Annotated in this window: 16 protein-coding genes; 13 read left to right on the forward strand and 3 right to left on the reverse strand. The window is 61.1% G+C overall.

Annotation, left to right across the window (positions count from 1 at the left end):
• Positions 1–14: 14 nt before the first annotated feature.
• The 13 genes from atzF to hpxZ all read left to right on the forward strand — a co-directional run bounded on the left by atzF (position 15) and on the right by hpxZ (position 13,130).
• Positions 15–1,838, forward strand: coding sequence for an allophanate hydrolase (atzF, locus tag JF539_RS18330; protein WP_207142169.1), 1,824 nt, complete (start codon positions 15–17; stop codon positions 1,836–1,838).
• A 23-nt stretch (positions 1,839–1,861) separates the two neighbouring features.
• Positions 1,862–2,830 carry an isopenicillin N synthase family dioxygenase gene (locus JF539_RS18335; RefSeq protein WP_207142170.1) on the forward strand — a complete coding sequence of 323 codons (969 nt, stop codon included), beginning with the start codon at positions 1,862–1,864 and terminating at the stop codon, positions 2,828–2,830.
• Between the two features lie 257 nt (positions 2,831–3,087).
• Complete coding sequence (locus tag JF539_RS18340) at positions 3,088–4,200, forward strand: BMP family ABC transporter substrate-binding protein (protein WP_207142171.1); 1,113 nt, start codon at positions 3,088–3,090, stop codon at positions 4,198–4,200.
• A 124-nt stretch (positions 4,201–4,324) separates the two neighbouring features.
• Positions 4,325–5,437 carry an ABC transporter permease gene (locus tag JF539_RS18345; RefSeq protein WP_207142172.1) on the forward strand — a complete coding sequence of 371 codons (1,113 nt, stop codon included), beginning with the start codon at positions 4,325–4,327 and terminating at the stop codon, positions 5,435–5,437.
• Complete coding sequence (locus JF539_RS18350) at positions 5,437–6,360, forward strand: ABC transporter permease (protein ID WP_207142173.1); 924 nt, start codon at positions 5,437–5,439, stop codon at positions 6,358–6,360. The genes JF539_RS18345 and JF539_RS18350 overlap by 1 nt, the downstream gene beginning before the upstream one ends.
• A gap of 10 nt (positions 6,361–6,370) precedes the next feature.
• On the forward strand, positions 6,371–7,390 hold the full coding sequence (locus JF539_RS18355; RefSeq protein WP_207142174.1) for a formamidase: 1,020 nt from the start codon (positions 6,371–6,373) through the stop codon (positions 7,388–7,390).
• Positions 7,391–7,394: 4 nt separating this feature from the next.
• Complete coding sequence (locus JF539_RS18360) at positions 7,395–8,129, forward strand: cysteine hydrolase family protein (protein ID WP_236042557.1); 735 nt, start codon at positions 7,395–7,397, stop codon at positions 8,127–8,129.
• Complete coding sequence (locus JF539_RS18365) at positions 8,126–9,667, forward strand: ABC transporter ATP-binding protein (RefSeq protein WP_207142175.1); 1,542 nt, start codon at positions 8,126–8,128, stop codon at positions 9,665–9,667. Before JF539_RS18360 ends, JF539_RS18365 begins: the two co-directional genes overlap by 4 nt.
• Entirely contained in the window at positions 9,667–10,338 is a 672-nt protein-coding gene (locus JF539_RS18370; protein ID WP_207142176.1) for a cysteine hydrolase family protein, read from the forward strand. Before JF539_RS18365 ends, JF539_RS18370 begins: the two co-directional genes overlap by 1 nt.
• Positions 10,339–10,351: 13 nt before the next feature.
• Entirely contained in the window at positions 10,352–10,537 is a 186-nt protein-coding gene (locus JF539_RS18375) for a DUF4089 domain-containing protein (RefSeq protein WP_207142177.1), read from the forward strand.
• On the forward strand, positions 10,534–11,952 hold the full coding sequence (locus JF539_RS18380; protein ID WP_207142178.1) for an AtzE family amidohydrolase: 1,419 nt from the start codon (positions 10,534–10,536) through the stop codon (positions 11,950–11,952). Before JF539_RS18375 ends, JF539_RS18380 begins: the two co-directional genes overlap by 4 nt.
• 15 nt (positions 11,953–11,967) lie before the next feature.
• Positions 11,968–12,738: a 5-formyltetrahydrofolate cyclo-ligase gene (locus tag JF539_RS18385; RefSeq protein WP_207142179.1), complete on the forward strand. Its 771-nt coding sequence runs from the start codon at positions 11,968–11,970 to the stop codon at positions 12,736–12,738.
• Positions 12,738–13,130 (forward strand): oxalurate catabolism protein HpxZ, encoded by a 393-nt coding sequence (gene hpxZ / locus JF539_RS18390; RefSeq protein ID WP_207142180.1) that lies wholly within the window; start codon positions 12,738–12,740, stop codon positions 13,128–13,130. The genes JF539_RS18385 and hpxZ overlap by 1 nt, the downstream gene beginning before the upstream one ends.
• Here the strand turns inward: hpxZ and JF539_RS18395 are convergent.
• From JF539_RS18395 to JF539_RS18405, 3 genes are all read right to left on the reverse strand, one after another.
• Positions 13,094–15,331: a putative bifunctional diguanylate cyclase/phosphodiesterase gene (locus JF539_RS18395; RefSeq protein ID WP_207142181.1), complete on the reverse strand. Its 2,238-nt coding sequence runs from the start codon at positions 15,329–15,331 to the stop codon at positions 13,094–13,096. The two genes, hpxZ and JF539_RS18395, sit on opposite strands and share 37 nt — an antisense overlap.
• A 358-nt stretch (positions 15,332–15,689) precedes the next feature.
• Positions 15,690–17,375 carry a methyl-accepting chemotaxis protein gene (locus tag JF539_RS18400; protein WP_207142182.1) on the reverse strand — a complete coding sequence of 562 codons (1,686 nt, stop codon included), beginning with the start codon at positions 17,373–17,375 and terminating at the stop codon, positions 15,690–15,692.
• Positions 17,376–17,388: 13 nt separating this feature from the next.
• Complete coding sequence (locus JF539_RS18405) at positions 17,389–17,994, reverse strand: hypothetical protein (RefSeq protein WP_209017407.1); 606 nt, start codon at positions 17,992–17,994, stop codon at positions 17,389–17,391.
• Positions 17,995–18,205: the final 211 nt, after the last annotated feature.

Consider the following 18,205-nt stretch of genomic DNA (forward strand, 5'->3'; position numbering starts at 1 on the left):
TATCGAGGACCGAAATGTTCGATCTGCCCTTTACATTCGCATCGCTCAAAGCGGCCTATCAGGATGGGATGAGCCCGGAAGAGGTTGTCGAGGAGGTCTACCGGCGGATCGACAGCGTGGGAGATCCCGGTATTTTCCTCTGCCTGTTCGACAAGGAAGATGTGCTGGAGGCGGCCCGCGGGCTCGGGACCTACGATCCTGAAAAACCGCTCTGGGGAATTCCCTTCGTCGTCAAGGACAATATCGATGTCGGCGGCAAGCCGACCACCGCAGCCTGCCCGGCTTACGAATATCTTGCCGAAGAAGATGCCTTTGTCGTCGAGAAGTTGAAGAGCGCGGGTGCGCTTGCCATCGGCAAGACCAATCTCGACCAGTTCGCGACCGGGCTGGTCGGCGTGCGGTCTCCCTTCCAGCCGCCGAAAAATTCGGTCGACCCCGAGATCGTTCCGGGCGGTTCGTCGTCCGGATCGGCGGTCGCCGTCGGCCACGGCATCGTCAGTTTCTCGCTTGGAACGGACACGGCCGGATCCGGCCGGGTGCCGGGTGCGCTGAACAATATCGTCGGGCTGAAGCCGACCCTGGGAGCATTGTCCGCCTCCGGTGTCGTGCCGGCCTGCCGGACGCTGGACACGATCTCGATCTTCGCACTCACCGTGGATGACGCCTACACGGCCTTCCAGGCCGCTGCGGGCTTTGACGAGAAGGATGCCTACTCCCGCAAGGTCGCAGCGCCGCCGGTTTCCGGGCTTCCGCCGAAGCTGAAAATCGGTATCCCGGATGCGGCCTCGATCGAGTTCTGCGGCGACACCCTTCAGGAGCAATCCTTCAAGGATACGGTTGCCCTTCTAAAGGCGGAGGGCGCAGAGATCGTTGAAGTGGACTTCACGCCCTTCTACGATGTCGCCCACATGCTTTACGAAGGCGCCTGGGTCGCCGAACGGCACACGGTGATCGAGGATCTGATGCGCGACACGCCGGAGGCAGTTCATCCCGTCACCCGCAAGATCGTTGGCGCGGCGCTCGATCTCACGGCGACCGACGCTTTTCGCGGCATCTACAAACTGAAGGAGCTGGCGCGCAAGACGGAACCGGTCCTCGCCGCGCTCGATCTGCTGTGCGTGCCGACCATGCCGACCTTTTACAGTGTCGCGGATCTGGAAGCGGATCCGGTCGGACCCAATTCGCGCAACGGCACCTACACCAATTTCGTCAATCTGCTCGATATGTGCGGCCTTGCCGTTCCGGTGGCGCCAAGGTCCGATGGCCGGCCAGGCAGCGTCACGCTTCTGGCGAAGGCGGGCGAGGACGCATTTCTGGCGTCGCTCGGCCGTGAGCTGGAACACAAGGCGCCGCACACGCTCGGCGCCACCGGCTGGGCCTTGCCGGAAATCGACGAAGCACAGGCGGCAGCCGGTGCGGGAGAACTCGCCATCGCCGTGTGCGGGGCGCATATGTCCGGCATGGCGCTCAATCACGAACTGACGTCGAGGGGCGCGCGTTTTCTGGAGTCCACGAAAACGAGCGATGCCTACTCGTTCTATGCTCTCGCGGGCGGTCCGCCGAAGCGGCCAGGACTGGTGCGCGGGAAAGGTGGCTCGGGGGGCAACATCGATCTGGAAATCTGGGCCGTGCCGCTTGTCGAGGTCGGCGGATTCCTGGCCGGCATCCCGGCTCCCCTGGGCCTCGGCAAGGTGGAGCTGGCAGATGGGCGGTTCGTGACCGGGTTCATGTGCGAGGCGGCGGCGGTCGAGGGCGCGGACAATATCACCGGTCTTGGAAGCTGGCGCAAATACATGGCGGACAGCGCCAGCTTAAGAACCGGCACGGCCGCGGAATGAGGCAGACAAGGGAGCTTTGAACCATGTCCGATAGTGATCTTCCGATCATCGATCTTGAACCGCTGATCTCGGGACAGCCCGGCGGTCTGGAGCAGGTCGCCGACGAACTCGGCAAGGCGGCGCGAGATATCGGATTTTTCTATGTGAAGAACCACGGCGTCGATCCCGGTCTGATCGACCGCACATTTGCCGCCGCGCATACGCTGTTCGCGCAGCCCCTCGACGCCAAGATGGAACTGACCAAGGATTTTTTCAAAACCAATCGCGGTTATGTGCCGATGAAAGGAGAGAACCTGGACCCGGACCAGCCTTCGGATCTCAAGGAGGCCTTCAATATCGGGCTCGATCTGGACGCCGACGATCCGCGGATCCTCGCCGGTCAGCCGTTCAGGGCGGTGAACCAGTGGCCCGCAATCCCCGGCTGGAAGGAAACGGTGCTCTCCTATTTCAATGCCGTCTGCGATCTTGGGCGGACCATGCACAGGGCGATTGCGGTCGATCTCGGCGCGGAGGCCGGTTATTTCGCGGACAAGCTGGATCAGCCGCTCGCGACCCTGCGCCTGCTTCATTATCCGCCCCAGCCGGCCGAAGCCGAGGAGGGGCAGATCGGAGCGGGAACGCACACGGACTACGGCAATATCACCATTTTGCTGCCCGATGCGGTTGGCGGTCTCGAAGTCAGGCGCCGGGACGGCGTTTGGCTGAAGGCGCCCACGATCGAAGGCGCCTTCGTCTGCAACATCGGCGACTGCCTGATGCGCTGGACCAACGACATCTATGTTTCGACACCGCACCGCGTGGTCAATTCCAGCGGCCTGGAGCGCTATTCCATCGCCTTCTTCCTGGACCCGAATCCGGACGCGGAAGTGGCCTGCATGCCGTCGTGCAGGGACGAGGAGCATCCGGCCAAATATCCGCCGATCAGCGGTGCGGACTATCTGAAGTTCAAGCTCGACGCGAGCTATGAACCGGTGAAGACCGCGAGTGTGTGACCGGGACGAGGTTCGGAAAGGAGCAAAAAATCGCTCTGCCTATAATTTAAGCAGGTGTTTGAGCCCGCAAAGGAATACACCGGCTAAGGGAATGCCGGGGGGAAAGCGGAATAACGTAATAAATATATGTAGTTACCAGAGGAATAACCAGGGAATAGCAAACCGGATCAATTGGCACAGGCCTTGCTAAAACATCGGCAGGGCAGACGGAGCGGCCGGCTTTTGAGCGGCTTTGTCATAATATTAAGGAGGACAGCATGTCTAAATTCCAACTTTCACGCCGTAGCCTGCTTCAATCGTCCGCAGCGGGTCTTACGCTGCTCTCGTCCGCGGGGCTTTCACGGCTCGCCCATGCGGGCGATCTGACCGTCGGTATCGTTTATGTCGGCCCGAGAGACGACTTCGGCTGGAACCAGGCGCATGCCGTCGCCGCCGCTGCCTTGAAGGACGTTCCGGGCGTGACCGTGGTGGAAGAGGAAAACGTGCCGGAAACCATCGCGGTTCAGAAATCGATGGAATCCATGATCAATCTGGACGGCGCCAACCTGATTTTCGCGACCTCCTTCGGATACTACAAGCCCTTCGTTCTTGACCTTGCCGCGAAGTACCCGGACGTGGAATTCCGTCACGCCGCACCGCTTTGGACGGAAGGCGATCCGAAGAACGCAGGCAGCTATTTCGGCTATCTCGATCAGGCCCACTACGTGGACGGTGTCGCGGCCGGCCTGTCGACCACCAGCAACAAGCTCGGCTTCGTCGCGGCCAAACCGATCGGAACCGTCCTGCGCAACATCAACTCCTTCCTGCTCGGCGCGCGCAAGGTGAATCCGGACGCGACCGTCCAAGTCATTTTCACCGGTGAGTGGTCCATGCCGGTGCGCGAGGCGGAAGCGGCGAATGCGCTGGTGGATGCCGGCTGTGACGTTCTGACCTGTCACGTGGACGGCCCGAAGGTGGTGATCGAGACCGCCGAGTCCCGGGGCATCAAATGCTGCGGCCACAACGCCTCGCAGGCGCCGCTCGCGCCCAAGGGGTTCATTACCGGCGCCGAATACAAGTGGGAAACCATCTACAAGATGTTTGCCGCCGACCTCGCCGAAGGCAAGGCACTGCCGAACTTCACCGGAGGCGGCTTCGACAAGGATTTCGTCCGCAATACGCCTTACGGCGCGGGCGCGACCGAGAAAGCGATTGCGGCCGCCGACGCGGCGCGCGCGGACGTCAAGGCCGGAAAGCCGATCTTTGTCGGTCCGATCAACAAGCAGGACGGTACGCCGCTGCTGGCCGCGGGCGAAAGCTTCGACAATTACGAGCCGTCGCTCGATCAGACCGATTATCTGATCGAAGGCGTTTCCGGGTCGATCACCTAAGCGGGAAACGCAACCGTAACCGCCCCGAACCCCGAGCCCGGGTCCTGAACCCGGCTTGTGGGGCGGTTGCCTCTTCGTGTGGCCGCGCGGCTTTCAAGGCCTACTTCAACCACAGGGAACCGGCATGGCAGATACAACGGACACTCCAGGGCTTGGCGTGCAGGGCGGCACGCTGGCGGAGCTCCGGGACAGGTTCCGGCGATCGGCTGAGTATGTCGTGATCCCGATCCTCGCGCTGATCGTTTCAGGCGTTTTGTTCTCTGTGTTCCTGCTGGCGCTCGGCAAATCGCCCGCGGACTTCTTCTCGCTGGTCTGGCGCGGCGGTTTCGGCACCAGCTTTTCCTGGCAGAACACCCTGGTCAGGTCCGCGCCGCTGATCTTCACCGCGCTTTGCGTCGCCATTCCGGCCCGTCTCGGGCTGGTGATCATCGGCGGCGAAGGCGCCCTGGTGCTGGGCGGTTTCGCAGCTGCGTCGGTTGCCATCCCGATGGTCGGCTGGGCTCCGTCCTTCCTGATGCTGGGCGTCATGGCGCTTGCCGCGATTGTGGCTGGCGGTGTCTGGATCGGCGCGGTGGGCGCGCTGCGCCACTATCGCGGTGTCAACGAGACCATCGCCTCGCTGCTGATGTTCTATATCGCCGTTTCCATCCTGAATTTTTTCGTCGAAGGCGCGCTGCGCGATCCTTCGGATCCGAACAAGCCGTCCACCAAGCCGATCGGCGCGGAAAACATGATCGGAGCCATTCCGGGCACGGACGTCCACTGGGGCCTTGTGGTCGGGGTCGTTCTGTGCGTGCTGCTCTTCGTCCTGATGAACCGTACCACCTTCGGCTTTGCGGCCCAGATCGCCGGCGGCAACCTGAGAGCGGCGCAGGCGCAGGGCCTGCCGGTCGGCAAACTCATGGTTGTCTCCTGCGCGATTGCCGGGGCTTGCGCGGGCCTCGCCGGCTTTTTCGAGGTGGCCGCGATTCACGGCAAGGCCAATGCCTCGCTGATCGCGGGCTATGGCTTCACCGGTATCCTGGTGTCCTTCCTTGCCCGGCATAATCCGCTCGTCATCGTGCCGGTGGCGATCTTTCTCGGCGGCCTCGCCGCGTCCGGTGGCCTGGTCCAACGTCGCATGGACTTGCCTGACGCAACGGTGCTGGTGCTGCAGGGGCTGCTCTTCATCGTCATCCTCGTGTCGGAAACCTTCTATGGCCGGCTGCCGTTTTTCAAGCCGAAAGGAGACCGCTGATGACCGGTGATCCGGGTCTCATGACCGTGCTCCTGGCCATGTTCGCGGGTGCTATCCGCGTCTCGACGCCGTTCCTCTTCGTCAGTCTCGGAGAGATGCTGACGGAGAAGTCCGGCCGCATCAATCTCGGCCTGGAGGGCACGCTGGTGTTCGGCGCCATGTCCGCCTACGCCATTTCCTATCACACCGGGTCGCCCTGGCTCGGGGTGCTCGTCGCCGGCATCTGCGGCTCGGCCTTCGGCGCGCTGCACGGCTATCTCTGCAAGCTTCCGAAGGTCAACGATATCGCCATCGGCATCTCCCTGATGCTGTTCGGCACCGGCCTCGCCTTCTTCTTCGGCAAGGCCTACATCCAGCCATCGGCGCCGCGGCTGCCGTCGATCTCCTTCGGTGGGTGGAGCGATCATCCGGGCATCCGCCAGGCGCTCGAGATCAATCCCCTGTTTCTTCTGGGCATCGCGCTCGCGATCTTCCTGTGGTGGGGGCTCAAGAACACCCGCTACGGGCTGATCGTGCGCACGACCGGCGACAGCGCGCCTGCGGCGCTCGCGCTCGGGATCAACGTCAACCGGGTCCGTCTTCTGGCCACCATGGCGGGCGGGTTCTTCGCCGGCATCGGCGGCTCCTTCCTGTCGCTCTATTATCCGGGAAGCTGGACGGAGGGACTGTCCTCGGGGCAGGGGCTGATGGCGGTGGCGCTGGTGATCTTCGCGCGCTGGCATCCGATCCACTGTTTCTGGGCAGCGCTCCTTTTCGGCGCGGCGGGAGCGCTTGGACCGGCCCTGCAATCCATCGGAATTTCGCGCGGCTACCACTTCTTCAATGCCGCGCCCTACATCCTCACCCTTTTCATCATGATCGTGAGCACCTCGCCGAGACGGTCGCTGAAAGGCGCGCCGGGCGAACTGTCGATCACCAAATAGGAGCGACACCATGAGTGGACTTGGAGGCTTGAACAAATCCCCGAACGGCGTGGTTCTGGGAATGGTGCAGTTGCAGCTGCCGACCGTGGAAACGGAGATCGATCTGGCCAACCAGACCCGGGTGATCGTCGACATGGTCGCCAAGGCAAGGCGGAACATGCCTTCGATGGATCTGGTCGTCTTTCCCGAATACGCCTTGCACGGGCTTTCCATGGACACCAATCCGGAAATCATGTGCACCCTCGACGGACCGGAAGTCGCGGCCTTCAAACAGGCCTGTGTCGACAACGATATCTGGGGCTGCTTCTCCATCATGGAGCTCAACCCGGGCGGCATGCCGTATAATTCCGGACTGATCATCGACAACACCGGCGAACTGAAGCTCTATTACCGCAAGATGCATCCCTGGGTACCGGTGGAGCCCTGGGAGCCCGGCGATCAGGGCATCCCGGTCATCGACGGGCCGAAGGGCTGCAAGCTGGCTCTGATCATCTGTCATGACGGGATGTTCCCGGAAATGGCGCGCGAATGCGCCTACAAGGGCGCGGAGATCATGATCCGCACGGCCGGCTACACGGCGCCGATCCGGGAAAGCTGGAGATTCACCAACCAGTCCAATGCCTTCTGCAACCTGATGGTGACCGCCAATGTCTGCATGTGCGGCACGGACGGCACGTTCGACAGCATGGGCGAGGGCATGATCGTCAATTTCGACGGCACGATCATGGCCCACGGTACCAGCGGACGCGCCAACGAGATCATCACGGCGGAGGTGCGCCCGGATCTGGTGCGCGAGGCGCGGATCAACTGGGGCGTGGAAAACAACATCTACCAGTTCGGCCACCGCGGTTATGTTGCGGTGAAGGGGGGCGCGCAAGATTGCCCCTACACCTACATGACGGATCTGGCGGCCGGTAAATACCGGCTTCCGTGGGAAGAACAGGTCGTTCACACCGATGGCACGTCCTGTGGCTTCGAGGAACCTACGCGGACCTACGGCGAAAAGTCGCTGAGCGATGCGGCGGAGTAAGGCCATGAGCTTCGCGGAAGACATGTCCGGCGCAGCCGAAGGCCCCGTTGCCGCCGATCCCTATCCCTGGCCCTACAACGGCGATCTGAGACCGGACAATACGGCGCTGATCGTCATCGACATGCAGACCGACTTCTGCGGTCCCGGTGGCTATGTCGACAGCATGGGCTATGACATCTCCCTGACACGGGCACCGATCGAGCCGATCACCGGGGTTCTGGCGGTCATGCGCACCGCCGGGTACCACATCATTCACACCCGCGAGGGACACCGCCCGGATCTCGCGGACCTTCCGGCCAACAAGCGCTGGCGCTCGCGCCGGATCGGCGCGGGGATCGGCGATGCCGGCCCATGCGGCAAGATCCTGGTGCGCGGCGAGCCCGGGTGGGAAATCATACCCGAACTTGCGCCGCTGCCCGGAGAGCCGATCATCGACAAGCCGGGCAAGGGGTCTTTCTGCGCGACGGATCTGGAGCTGCTCCTGAGGACGCGCGGGATCGAAAACCTGGTGCTCACCGGCATCACGACGGATGTCTGTGTGCACACCACCATGCGGGAAGCCAACGACCGCGGCTTCGAATGTCTGATCCTCTCTGACTGCTGCGCGGCGACGGACAAGGGCAATCACGATGCGGCGCTGAAGATGGTGACCATGCAGGGCGGCGTTTTCGGCGCGGTGGCCGACAGCGTGACGTTTCGGGACGGACTGAAACGGGTTGCCGCCGGAGAGCCGTCATGAGCGATGCCGGCAAGGCCGTGACCGGCAAACGCGCCATCGGTGTCGAGACCGTCGGCATGACCAAGATCTTCGGTGGCCTGACGGCGCTGGACGATGTCTCCATCCGGGTTGCGCCCGGCTCGTTCCACGCGCTTTTGGGCGAAAACGGCGCGGGCAAGTCAACGCTGGTCAAATGCATGATGGGCTTCTATCAGCCGACCCGCGGCGAGATGCTGGTCGATGACACGATGGTGGAGGTTCACAATCCGAGGGCCGCTCATGCCATCGGCATCGGCATGGTCTATCAGCATTTCACGCTCGTGCCGTCCCTGACCGCCGCCGAGAACCTGGTGATCGCCCGGGCCGATACCCCGTCGGTGATCGACTGGGCAAAGGAACGGACGGCGCTGAATGCCTTTCTGGAGACAACGCCCTTCAAGGTGCCGCTGGACGTGCCGGTCTCGGGCCTTTCGGCGGGCGAGAAGCAGAAACTCGAAATCCTCAAGCAGCTTTATCTCGATCAGCGTTTCCTGATCCTGGACGAGCCGACCTCGGTGCTGACCCCGGACGAGGCCGACGAGGTGCTGGGTCTTTTGCGCGGCATGACGGAAGCCGGAGAACTGACCATCCTGATGATCTCTCACAAGTTCCGGGAGGTCACCGCCTATGCCGATGATGTCACCGTGCTCCGTCGCGGCCGTGTGGTCGGCGGCGGCAGCGTCAAGGACCTGAGCGTCCAGGACATGAGCCGGATGATGATCGGCGAGACGGAGATCCGCGAAAGCGCGGCTCGGGCCGATCAGCCGGAGAAAAAGCTGAAACTGGAACTCGCCGGTCTCTTCGCCGATGACGACGAGGAGCTTTCCGCCATCGAGGCGATCAGTCTCAAGATCCACAAGGGCGAGATCCTCGGCATTGCCGGCGTGTCCGGCAACGGACAGTCGGAACTGATCGAGGTTCTCTCCGGTCAAAGGCCGCTCAAGGACGGCCGGATATTTATCGACACCAAACCCTACGAACCGGCGCGCGATCAGATGGACGCGTTCAAGGTGTTCGGTTTTTCCGAGGAACCCTTGCGCAATGTTGCCGTGCCGCGCATGAGCGTGGCGGAGAACATGGCCTTCCGCACCTTCGACAAGGCACCGATCTCTCCCTTCAAGGGCTGGCTGTCGCCGTTTCCGATGCGCAAGCGCGCCAAGGAACTGATCGCCGCCTACCGGGTCAAGACGCCTTCGACGGAAGAGCCGATCGAAAATCTTTCCGGCGGCAACGTGCAGCGGGCGATCCTGGCGCGCGAGCTGTCGGGCGACGTCGATGTTCTGATCGTCGCCAATCCCTGCTTCGGGCTTGATTTCGCCTCCGTCGCCGAAATTCGGGCGCAGATCATGGACCAGCGCAACAAGGGGGCGGCGATCCTGCTCGTCTCCGAGGACCTCGACGAAATCCTAGAGCTCGCGGACACGGTTGCGGTGATGTCGGAAGGAAAAATCACCTATCAGTCGCCGATGGCGGAGACGGACAGAGCGACGATCGGACATGCCATGGCGGGGCACCACTGATGATCCCGGTCAACGCACAACCGTTCGAGTTCCGCTTCGACCCGGACTCTGTAGTCCTGATCGTGATCGACATGCAGCGGGACTTCATCGAGCCGGGCGGCTTCGGCGAGACGCTCGGCAACGATATCTCCCACATGCAGCGGGCGATCGGGCCGACCGCGGAACTTCTCAAGTTGTTCCGCGAAAGGGGGTGGCCGGTCGTTCACACCCGCGAGAACCATGCGGGCGACCTGAGCGATTGTCCGCCGGCCAAGCGCGAACGCGGCAATCCCACGCTCCGGATCGGGGATGACGGTCCGATGGGACGCATCCTGATCCGCGGAGAGCCGGGAGCGGAAATCATCGCGGATTGCGCGGCAATAGAGGGCGAAACCGTTATCGACAAACCCGGCAAGGGCGCGTTTTATGCAACACCGCTCGGTGACCTGCTGGCCGAGCGGGGCACGAAAAGTCTCGTATTTGCCGGCGTGACGACGGAGGTCTGCGTGCAGACCACGATACGGGAGGCCAACGATCGCGGTTTCGAATGCCTTTTGATCGAAGAGGCGACGGAAAGTTATTTTCCGGAGTTCAAGGCGGCGACGCTGGACATGATCCGCGCTCAGGGCGGCATCGTCGGCTGGACGGCGCCGCTTGCCTCTTTCCGCGCGGCATTGGAAAACGAGACATGATAAGGGAGAAACGATGAGCGAGGGGTTCGACGCGGAGGCTCATGTGGCCCATATGGAAAAGCTCATGGGGCTGACCATCGAAGACGCGTGGCGTCCGGTCGTGGTCGCCCATGTGGCGGCGACACAGAAAGCGGCGGATCTGCTGCTTGGTTTTCCCCTTGATGACGAGGTCGAGGCCGCGCCGGTGTTCGTTCCATGACGGAGGCCGCGGATCTGACGAGATTGACGGCGGCCGAGACAGCGGCGGCAGTCAAGAGCGGTTCGGCGCGCGCGCTTGATGTCGCACAGGCTTCGTTGGAACGGATCGAGAGCCTCAATCCGCTGTTGCGGGCGTTTACGGACGTAACCGCCGAACGCGCGCTCCAGCAGGCGGCAGAGGTCGACGAAGCGATCGCGCGCGGCGACGACCTGCCGCTGGCCGGCGTGCCTTTCGCGGTCAAGAACCTCTTCGACATGGAAGGGGTCGTGACCCGGTCGGGATCGAAGATCAATCTCGACAATGCCCCCGCGCAAGGCGACGCGACCCTGGTCCGCAAGCTGAGCCAGGCCGGTGCGGTTCTCATGGGCGGCCTGAATATGGGAGAATACGCCTATGACTTTACCGGCGAGAACGTTCACGACGGCAACTGTCTGAACCCCCATGACACAGGCCGGATGACGGGCGGATCTTCTTCCGGATCGGGTGCCGCCGCCGCGAGCGGCATGGTGCCGGTCACGCTTGGCTCCGACACGAACGGTTCGATCCGCGTGCCGTCGTCCTTTTGCGGTCTGTTCGGCCTGAAGCCGACATACGGCCGGCTGTCGCGGCACGGGACCTATCCCTTCGTCGGCAGTCTGGACCATCTCGGACCGCTGACAAGGTCGGCGGAAGATCTCTCCCTGGTCTTCGATGTTCTGCAGGGACCGGACGTTCGGGATCCGGCCCAGGCGGACATGCCGGTTCTGAAGACGCTCAGCGAACTGGAAAAAGGGGCGGGCGGTCTGCGCGTCGCGGTTGCCGGCGGTTACTTCAGGGAGAAGGCGGAAACAGAAGCGCTGGCGGCGGTGGACAAGGTGGCCGCAGCCCTCGGAGCGTCGGCGGAGATCGATATCCCGGAGGCCGCCCGAGCCCGGGCAGCGGCTTACGTGATCACCACATCCGAAGGCTCCAATCTGCACTTCGACCGGATCAGGACCCGTCCGCAGGATTTCGACCCGGATACGCGCGACCGGTTCTTGTCCGGAACCATGGTGCCTGCCATGTGGGTGCTCCAGGCGCAGCGTTTTCGGAGCTGGTTCAGGACGATGATGCGCGGCATCTTCCAGCATGTGGACGTCATTCTGGCACCCGCGACACCGTTTTCGGCTCTCCCTTCAGGCACAAAGACAATCACCCTCGGAGGTGAAACAATGCCCGCGCGGCCCAATATCGGTCTGTTTACCCAGCCGATTTCCTTTATCGGGCTGCCGGTTGTTGCCGTTCCGGTCTGGCTGGACGGTGCGGCGCTTCCCATCGGCGTACAGGTGATCGCTCCGGCCTGGCGGGAGGATCTCGCCCTGCGGGTGGCCCATCAGCTTGGCATGGATGGGGTTGCCGCGGCGCCGGTGGCCGATCCCGCGATCGATAACATCTAACAGGGAACAAGAGACATGGCAGATGCGCGCTGGGCCGGCCGCAATACGGACAAGGACGTCTTGAGACATCAGATCTGGTCAGGCCTTGAGGATAACGGGATCAGCGTCGGGCCGGCCGGCAGCCGAATTCCGAATTTTGTCGGCGCGGATATGGCGGCGTTTAACCTGTCGAAACTGCCGCAATGGCAAGCGGCGCGGACTGTGAAATGCAATCCGGACCCGCCCCAGATCCCGGTACGCCTGCGGGCGCTTTATGACGGCAAGATCGTTTATGCGCCGGTACCGGAACTCCTCAAGCCGTTTCCGTTTGTGCGGCTCGATCCGGAGGACCTGGAAAGGAAAGGCGTCCAGTTCGAACTCGCCGCGACTTCCCAGGGTTTCGTCGAGTACGGGGAGCCGGTGGAATTCGAGGACATGGAGCTGCTCGATTTCGTCGTCGTGGGTTGCGTCGGGGTCAGCCGCGCGGGCGGTCGCACCGGCAAGGGCGGCGGGTTCGCCGATCTTGAACTCGGCATTTTCCGGGAGTTGGGCAAGCTCAAGCCCGAGACACCGATTACCACCACGGTCCATTCCTCTCAGGTCGTTGAAGCGGAACACCTGGTGATGATGGCGCATGACAGCGCGCTCGACGCAATCGCCACGGAAAGGGAACTGATTGAGACCCGAACCACCCACCCACAGCCGGGGGGCGTGGCCTGGGAGGAAGTCCAGGCGGATCAGTACCGGGACATTCCGTTTCTGGCGACCTTGCGCGAACGGATTGAGACAGCGAAGGAGAACGGCTGATGGAGATCAATATTCCAGCCGTGAAGGCGGAAGTCGAAACAGTCTTTCGGGAGTACGAGACGGCGCTGGTCAGCAACGACGTTGCCACACTGGACAGGCTGTTTTTCGATGCTCCGACAACCATCCGCTATGGCGGGGGCGAGAATCTCTATGGCTACGGGGAGATCGCGCGTTTCCGTTCGCAAAGACCGGGAAGCAACCTGGAGCGGAGTCTGGAAAAGACGGTCGTCACCACCTACGGGACGGATATGGCGACGGCATCGACGCTGTTCTACCGGGGGAATGCGCCGGGCAAAGTCGGGCGTCAGATGCAGACCTGGCTCAGAACTCCGTCAGGCTGGAAGGTTGTCGCCGCTCATGTGAGCGTGATCGATGACCCGGCCGCCGACTGAAACCAGGTGACCTTCTCGGAAAACTGAAACTCCGTGATCGGGCGCGGTCTGGAAAAATAAAATCCCTGCACGTAGCGGCAGCCGATTCCGGTGAGGAAATCGAGTTGCTGACCGGTTTCCACACCTTCCACCACGACAGACATGCCAAGGATCTTTCCGAGGTCGATCATGGTTGCGAGAAGTTTTCTGGAGTTCTCGCTGTTGTCGATCTCCTGAACAAATCTTTTGTCGACCTTCAGGGTGTTGAAGTCGTATCTGTGGAGGTAGCTAAGGCTTGAATATCCGGTTCCGAAATCGTCCATGGCGCAATTGACGCCGATTTCCTGCAATTGGGTCAGCACCTTCTGAGTCTTTTCGACTTCGTCCAGAATTTGCGATTCCGTGATCTCAAGCGTGAGGCTTCCGGCCGGGAAACCATGGGCGTCAAGCAGGTTCGACAGGTTGCGGGCAAAGCCTTCCTGCATGAGCTGGCTCGTGCAGATATTGACGGAGACACCCATGTCTTTCCACCGGCAGGCGTCGGCGACCGCCTGCCGCAATACCCAATCCCCGATCTTGGGCATAAGGTTTTCGTCTTCGGCGATGGGAATGAACCGGTCGGGTGGAACCAGACCCTTTTCCGGATGCCGCCAGCGTAACAGGGCTTCCGCGTAGACAGGCCTGCCGGTCTGAATATCGATGACCGGCTGATAGTGGAGCTCGAATTCGCCGTTTTGCAGGGCAAGGGCCAGTTTTTCCTGCAGTTCCCGTCTTTCCTTCAGGGAATTGTCCATGGCCGGATCGAAAATACGGTAAGTGTTTCGGCCTCCCGTTTTGCTGCGCTGGAGCGCGATGTCGCCCGCCCTCGTAAGCTCGGTCAAATCGCGGCCGTGCTCGGGATAAAAGGCAATGCCGACGCTGCAGGAGATCTGAAGACTCAGGTCTTCGAATTCAACCGGGTGGCGGAGCGTTCGCAAGAGTTCGCGGACGGTGTTGACGATAACGTCCGGGTTTGACCTGCCGCGCGCGAAAATCAGAAACTCATCGCCGCCGACCCGTCCGAATATATCGTTTTTGCGGAAAACGTCTTTTGTTCTGTCGGCAACCGTCTTGATCAGCTTGTCGCCGGCTGCGTGGCTGTGTGTGTCGTTTATCTGTTTCAAACGATCGACGTCGAGATAGATAAGCGCGCAATGTCCGATATCGTTCTTTCTGAGATCGGCTTTGACGAGATCGCTGAAATGCTGGCGTTGCGCGAAGCCTGTCATGCCGTCATGGTCGGCGGCATAGCGCGCCTGCTGCTCACGCTGGGCGAGATGCTGCTTGACGCGCGCGTTCTGATGGATCGTCAAGAACGTGATCACGAGAATAATGCCGATCGCCGTCAGCAGCACCGGAGCGGAGGAGAGCAGGATCGATGAGCCGTTGCTCATCGGATGCCAGGCCAGATAGCCTCTGGGCGCCTCCGGGGCGCTCAATATCTCGATGCTGTTCATGTCCGCCGGGACATCCCTGACGAAGATCAGGTTGCTCAACGACAGGTTCTTGAGAATTCTGTTGAGATGGGCTTCGTTGAGCGTGTGCAGCGTGACCAGCAGGTGAGGCGGGCGTTTGGCAACCTCGATGTTTCCCGGATCGGGAACGATGGCGAAAACCGAAGCCAGGACGGCATGATCTCCAAGGTCCGCGGTAACGGTGCCGGAAAGTTCGGAAAACAGTCCGGCAAAATTGACGGTCTGCGGAGACATTGCGCTGACAGCTTCGAGAAACCTGTCTCTGATCCTGTCGATTTCGGATCGTAGCGCGGGAATGCTCAGCGGATTGAAAGACGCTCCATAGTCGGCGGCGTCGATGTCGCTGAAAACGATGGTGTGATCGGGGTCGATCACATAGACGGCGTCATAGGTGAAATCGCTTGCCATATCCACAGCGAACCGGCGGTGTATCCAGTCGGGGGAAGGCGCTGTATCGACATTGATATAGGCGGCGTTGGAGGCCGCGTACCGTTCCATTTCATTCAAAAGGAAACTTTTGTGCGCCTCGAATACCCGGGCAACCGAGGCGATCTCCCTCTGCGCCGCAGCGTTGTCGGATGTCCAGATCTTGAAGAAGACGATGCTGAACGCGGCGATAATCGCGGCGATCATGATGACGATCACCGTTCCTGTCGACAGCTTCAGGGCGCGCAGGATTTTCTGTAGCAGGGGATTAGGCAAATCCATTCTGCCAGTCTGTTCCACGGAGTCCACCGGACGTTGAACAGAAGAAAACCGGTCACCAAACATTTGAGTGCTGTCTCGCTCCTGGCTGTTCTTGAAATCCGAAATTCAGTCTAGCTTGTAAACGTAATAAATACTTATTTCCGCTGCGTAAATGAAGAAGTTCGACTTGCGTGAAGCCCGGGCACCTCTTTCGTTTCATGTCATCGTCAAAGTAGCGTGAGCGATTCCACCCGAAAGCAGGTCGGGCGCGCTTCGCGACCGCATTGTCGCGAGGCGCGCCCGTTGAAAGTGTCTCGAAACGTTTCCTGCAAGTCTGCGCTCCAGTCTTTCGGGACAGGCTTCGGATACTGGAGAGGGCCTAGGCGGCCCTGACCTTTGCCAGGAAGTCCTGCATGGCGGTCTGCAGATTGTTGGACTGGTCGTGCAGTTCGCCGACCGCCGAGTTCATGTTTGAACTCAGTTCCGCGGTTTTGCTGGCTCCGCCACTGACTTCCGTGATCGACCTCGACACGCCTTCGGTGCCCTGAGCCGCCTCGGAAACGCTGCTGGCGATTTCGGTGGTCGCCAGGTTCTGTTCTTCTGCGGCGCCCGACATTGCAGTCGTGTTTTCCGCGATCTTCTGCACAAGATCCGCCACGGTTGCAGTCGCAGCCGTCGAAGCATCCGCGGCCTGACGCATTTCCGTGATCTGACGGTCGATCTCCTCGGTCGCCTTGGAGGTCTGTTCGGCCAGCGCCTTGACCTCGGAGGCAACCACGGCGAAGCCTTTTCCGGCCTCTCCTGCCCGGGCGGCCTCGATGGTCGCGTTCAGCGCCAGGAGGTTGGTTTGCTCGGCGATATCGGTGATCAGCTTGGTGACGTCGCCGATGCGGGCGACAACCTGCTGCACGGTTGCGACCGCCTGGTTGGACCGCTCGACTTCCGTTGCCGCTGATTGGGAAATGTCGGAAGACGACCGGACCTGTTCGGTGATTGCACGGATCGAGGCGGACAATTCTTCCGTCGCACTGGCGACCGTGTTGACGTTCGACGTCGCCTGTTCCGCGGCAGCGGACACCGAAATCGCCTGGTCAGTTGTCGTGTTGGCGATGGTTTGAAGAGACCCGGCGCTGCCGGTCAGTTCATCGAGTTTGGCGATCATGCCGTTGCAGATCTCAAGCACCGTGCTTTCGAAGTCGTTGGCGACTTTTTCCATCTCGGCGCGTTTTTGCTGCTCGGCATTTTCCTTTTCGACCGCGGCGGCTTCTTCGAGCTCCCGCGTACGGATCAGGTTCTCGCGGAAGACGCCCAGGGCCCGACCGAGAAGACCGATTTCGTCCTTTCTGTCGCCGACAGAAATGTCCTGGGAAGTGTCGCCGGTCGCAAGTTTTTCCGTGATTTTAGAAAGACGTGTCAGCGGGCTGGAAACCAGGACGTGGCTGACAAAGGCGAGGCCTATGGCGAGAAGGGCAAGAACCACCGCACTGGCGAGCGCAACCGCCTCGACCGTTCCCATTGCGCTGTTCTGACTGATGACGGACTGCTGGCGGGCATCGTGGACGGCGGAGGCAAACTGGTTGCTTTGCTGCTGCACCGCATTCAACAGACCCGCGCTTTCCGGCGTGAGGTCGATGGCGCGCGCGAGGTCCACGGTTTCGGGTGAGCGCATCAGTTCAATCTGACGGGTGGCGATCTTGTCGTACCAGGATTTCCAGTCCGACTTGACGTCCTCAAGGTGCTTTTGAAACGCTGGGTCGGTCGCCCCACTCAGTGAGGCCACCTTCGAGATCTGAGCTGAAATGGTACCGTTGAGCGTTTCCGTCCGCTGCAACAAGTCCCGGTTGCCCGTCAGGAGGAAGGACTTCAGGGACAGGGCCTGATTGTTGATTTGCTCATTGAGCTTTCCGGCCTCTGTTGCCAGATCGGACAGGCGGTTTGCGGTCTCGACTTCCTTGAGCGCGTAAGCGGTCTTGTACATGCTTACGCCACCTGCGACTGCGCCGATAAGCGCAAGCGTCAGGAAGCCTGCGGCGATTTTCTTGCTGACTGAGAGATTCTTGAGCATCGGTCAAATTCGCTTATGAGTTGGGTGCCTGGCGGCGCTGCAGTTCACTGAGGTTGAATTCCACGGTGGCGGCACCGATCTTCTCACCTGTGTCCGGATCCGTAACGGTCAGGTTGAGCTGAGCGCGCCAGATCATCAGATCTTCGTCCCATTCGGGTTCATCAATGAAGACGGCGTCGGGGCCGACCGGGAACGTCTTTTGGAACTTCGCCTCGTCGCCCTGCCAGTAGTCGCCGGTGATCGCGCTCTGGCCGACATTCAAGCCGTTCGCGTCCATGACGAAGATTTCCGGATAGAGCCCGAGCGAGCCGGCCTGTATCCGGAGCAGGTAGATCGACAGCGGCGCGGACAAGGTTGCGGAAATGAGCGGTTTGTCGCTTGCCTCGCGCTCCTGGCGCCATTGCTGATCCAGTGCGTCGATATTGTCCTGGGTCAACGCGCCGCGAAGTTCGTTCTGGGCATTGATCGACAATGCGACGATCGGGTTCGAAAGCCACTCCGTCACGCCTTCAATCACCGCAGGGGTGATCAGACTCGTCGGGTCCGGCGGTGTCTCTGCCGCGACCGGTGAAGACAGTGCCAGGAGTATGGCTGGCAATGGGGTGTGCCACTTAAGCATGACGTTGCTCCGGTTTTTCAATTTCTCGCAGAGTGCCGACCCTTTCTTAAGATGAAATGAATTTTATAAGAATTGTGAAAGTAATATTCTGACTGCTGCATTGCAAAAACTATCGATTTGATGAACTGAAGAGTGTAACTCAGGTTGTATTCGGATCTCATCTTCGGATAGGTCTGATTATCAATTGCAATTTTCAAGATATGAGTGAATC

Source organism: Roseibium aggregatum (assembly GCF_017309185.1).
Taxonomy (GTDB): Bacteria; Pseudomonadota; Alphaproteobacteria; order Rhizobiales; family Stappiaceae; genus Roseibium; species Roseibium aggregatum_B.

Coding starts and splice junctions, on each gene's coding strand:
- JF539_RS18350 (WP_207142173.1), top strand. CDS start 5,437: ATGACCGGTGATCCGGGTCTCATGACCGTGCTCCTGGCCATGTTCGCG.
- JF539_RS18345 (WP_207142172.1), top strand. CDS start 4,325: ATGGCAGATACAACGGACACTCCAGGGCTTGGCGTGCAGGGCGGCACG.
- atzF (WP_207142169.1), top strand. CDS start 15: ATGTTCGATCTGCCCTTTACATTCGCATCGCTCAAAGCGGCCTATCAG.
- hpxZ (WP_207142180.1), top strand. CDS start 12,738: ATGGAGATCAATATTCCAGCCGTGAAGGCGGAAGTCGAAACAGTCTTT.
- JF539_RS18340 (WP_207142171.1), top strand. CDS start 3,088: ATGTCTAAATTCCAACTTTCACGCCGTAGCCTGCTTCAATCGTCCGCA.
- JF539_RS18355 (WP_207142174.1), top strand. CDS start 6,371: ATGAGTGGACTTGGAGGCTTGAACAAATCCCCGAACGGCGTGGTTCTG.
- JF539_RS18360 (WP_236042557.1), top strand. CDS start 7,395: ATGAGCTTCGCGGAAGACATGTCCGGCGCAGCCGAAGGCCCCGTTGCC.
- JF539_RS18375 (WP_207142177.1), top strand. CDS start 10,352: ATGAGCGAGGGGTTCGACGCGGAGGCTCATGTGGCCCATATGGAAAAG.
- JF539_RS18380 (WP_207142178.1), top strand. CDS start 10,534: ATGACGGAGGCCGCGGATCTGACGAGATTGACGGCGGCCGAGACAGCG.
- JF539_RS18400 (WP_207142182.1), bottom strand. CDS start 17,375: ATGCTCAAGAATCTCTCAGTCAGCAAGAAAATCGCCGCAGGCTTCCTG.
- JF539_RS18385 (WP_207142179.1), top strand. CDS start 11,968: ATGGCAGATGCGCGCTGGGCCGGCCGCAATACGGACAAGGACGTCTTG.
- JF539_RS18335 (WP_207142170.1), top strand. CDS start 1,862: ATGTCCGATAGTGATCTTCCGATCATCGATCTTGAACCGCTGATCTCG.
- JF539_RS18365 (WP_207142175.1), top strand. CDS start 8,126: ATGAGCGATGCCGGCAAGGCCGTGACCGGCAAACGCGCCATCGGTGTC.
- JF539_RS18405 (WP_209017407.1), bottom strand. CDS start 17,994: ATGCTTAAGTGGCACACCCCATTGCCAGCCATACTCCTGGCACTGTCT.
- JF539_RS18370 (WP_207142176.1), top strand. CDS start 9,667: ATGATCCCGGTCAACGCACAACCGTTCGAGTTCCGCTTCGACCCGGAC.
- JF539_RS18395 (WP_207142181.1), bottom strand. CDS start 15,331: ATGGATTTGCCTAATCCCCTGCTACAGAAAATCCTGCGCGCCCTGAAG.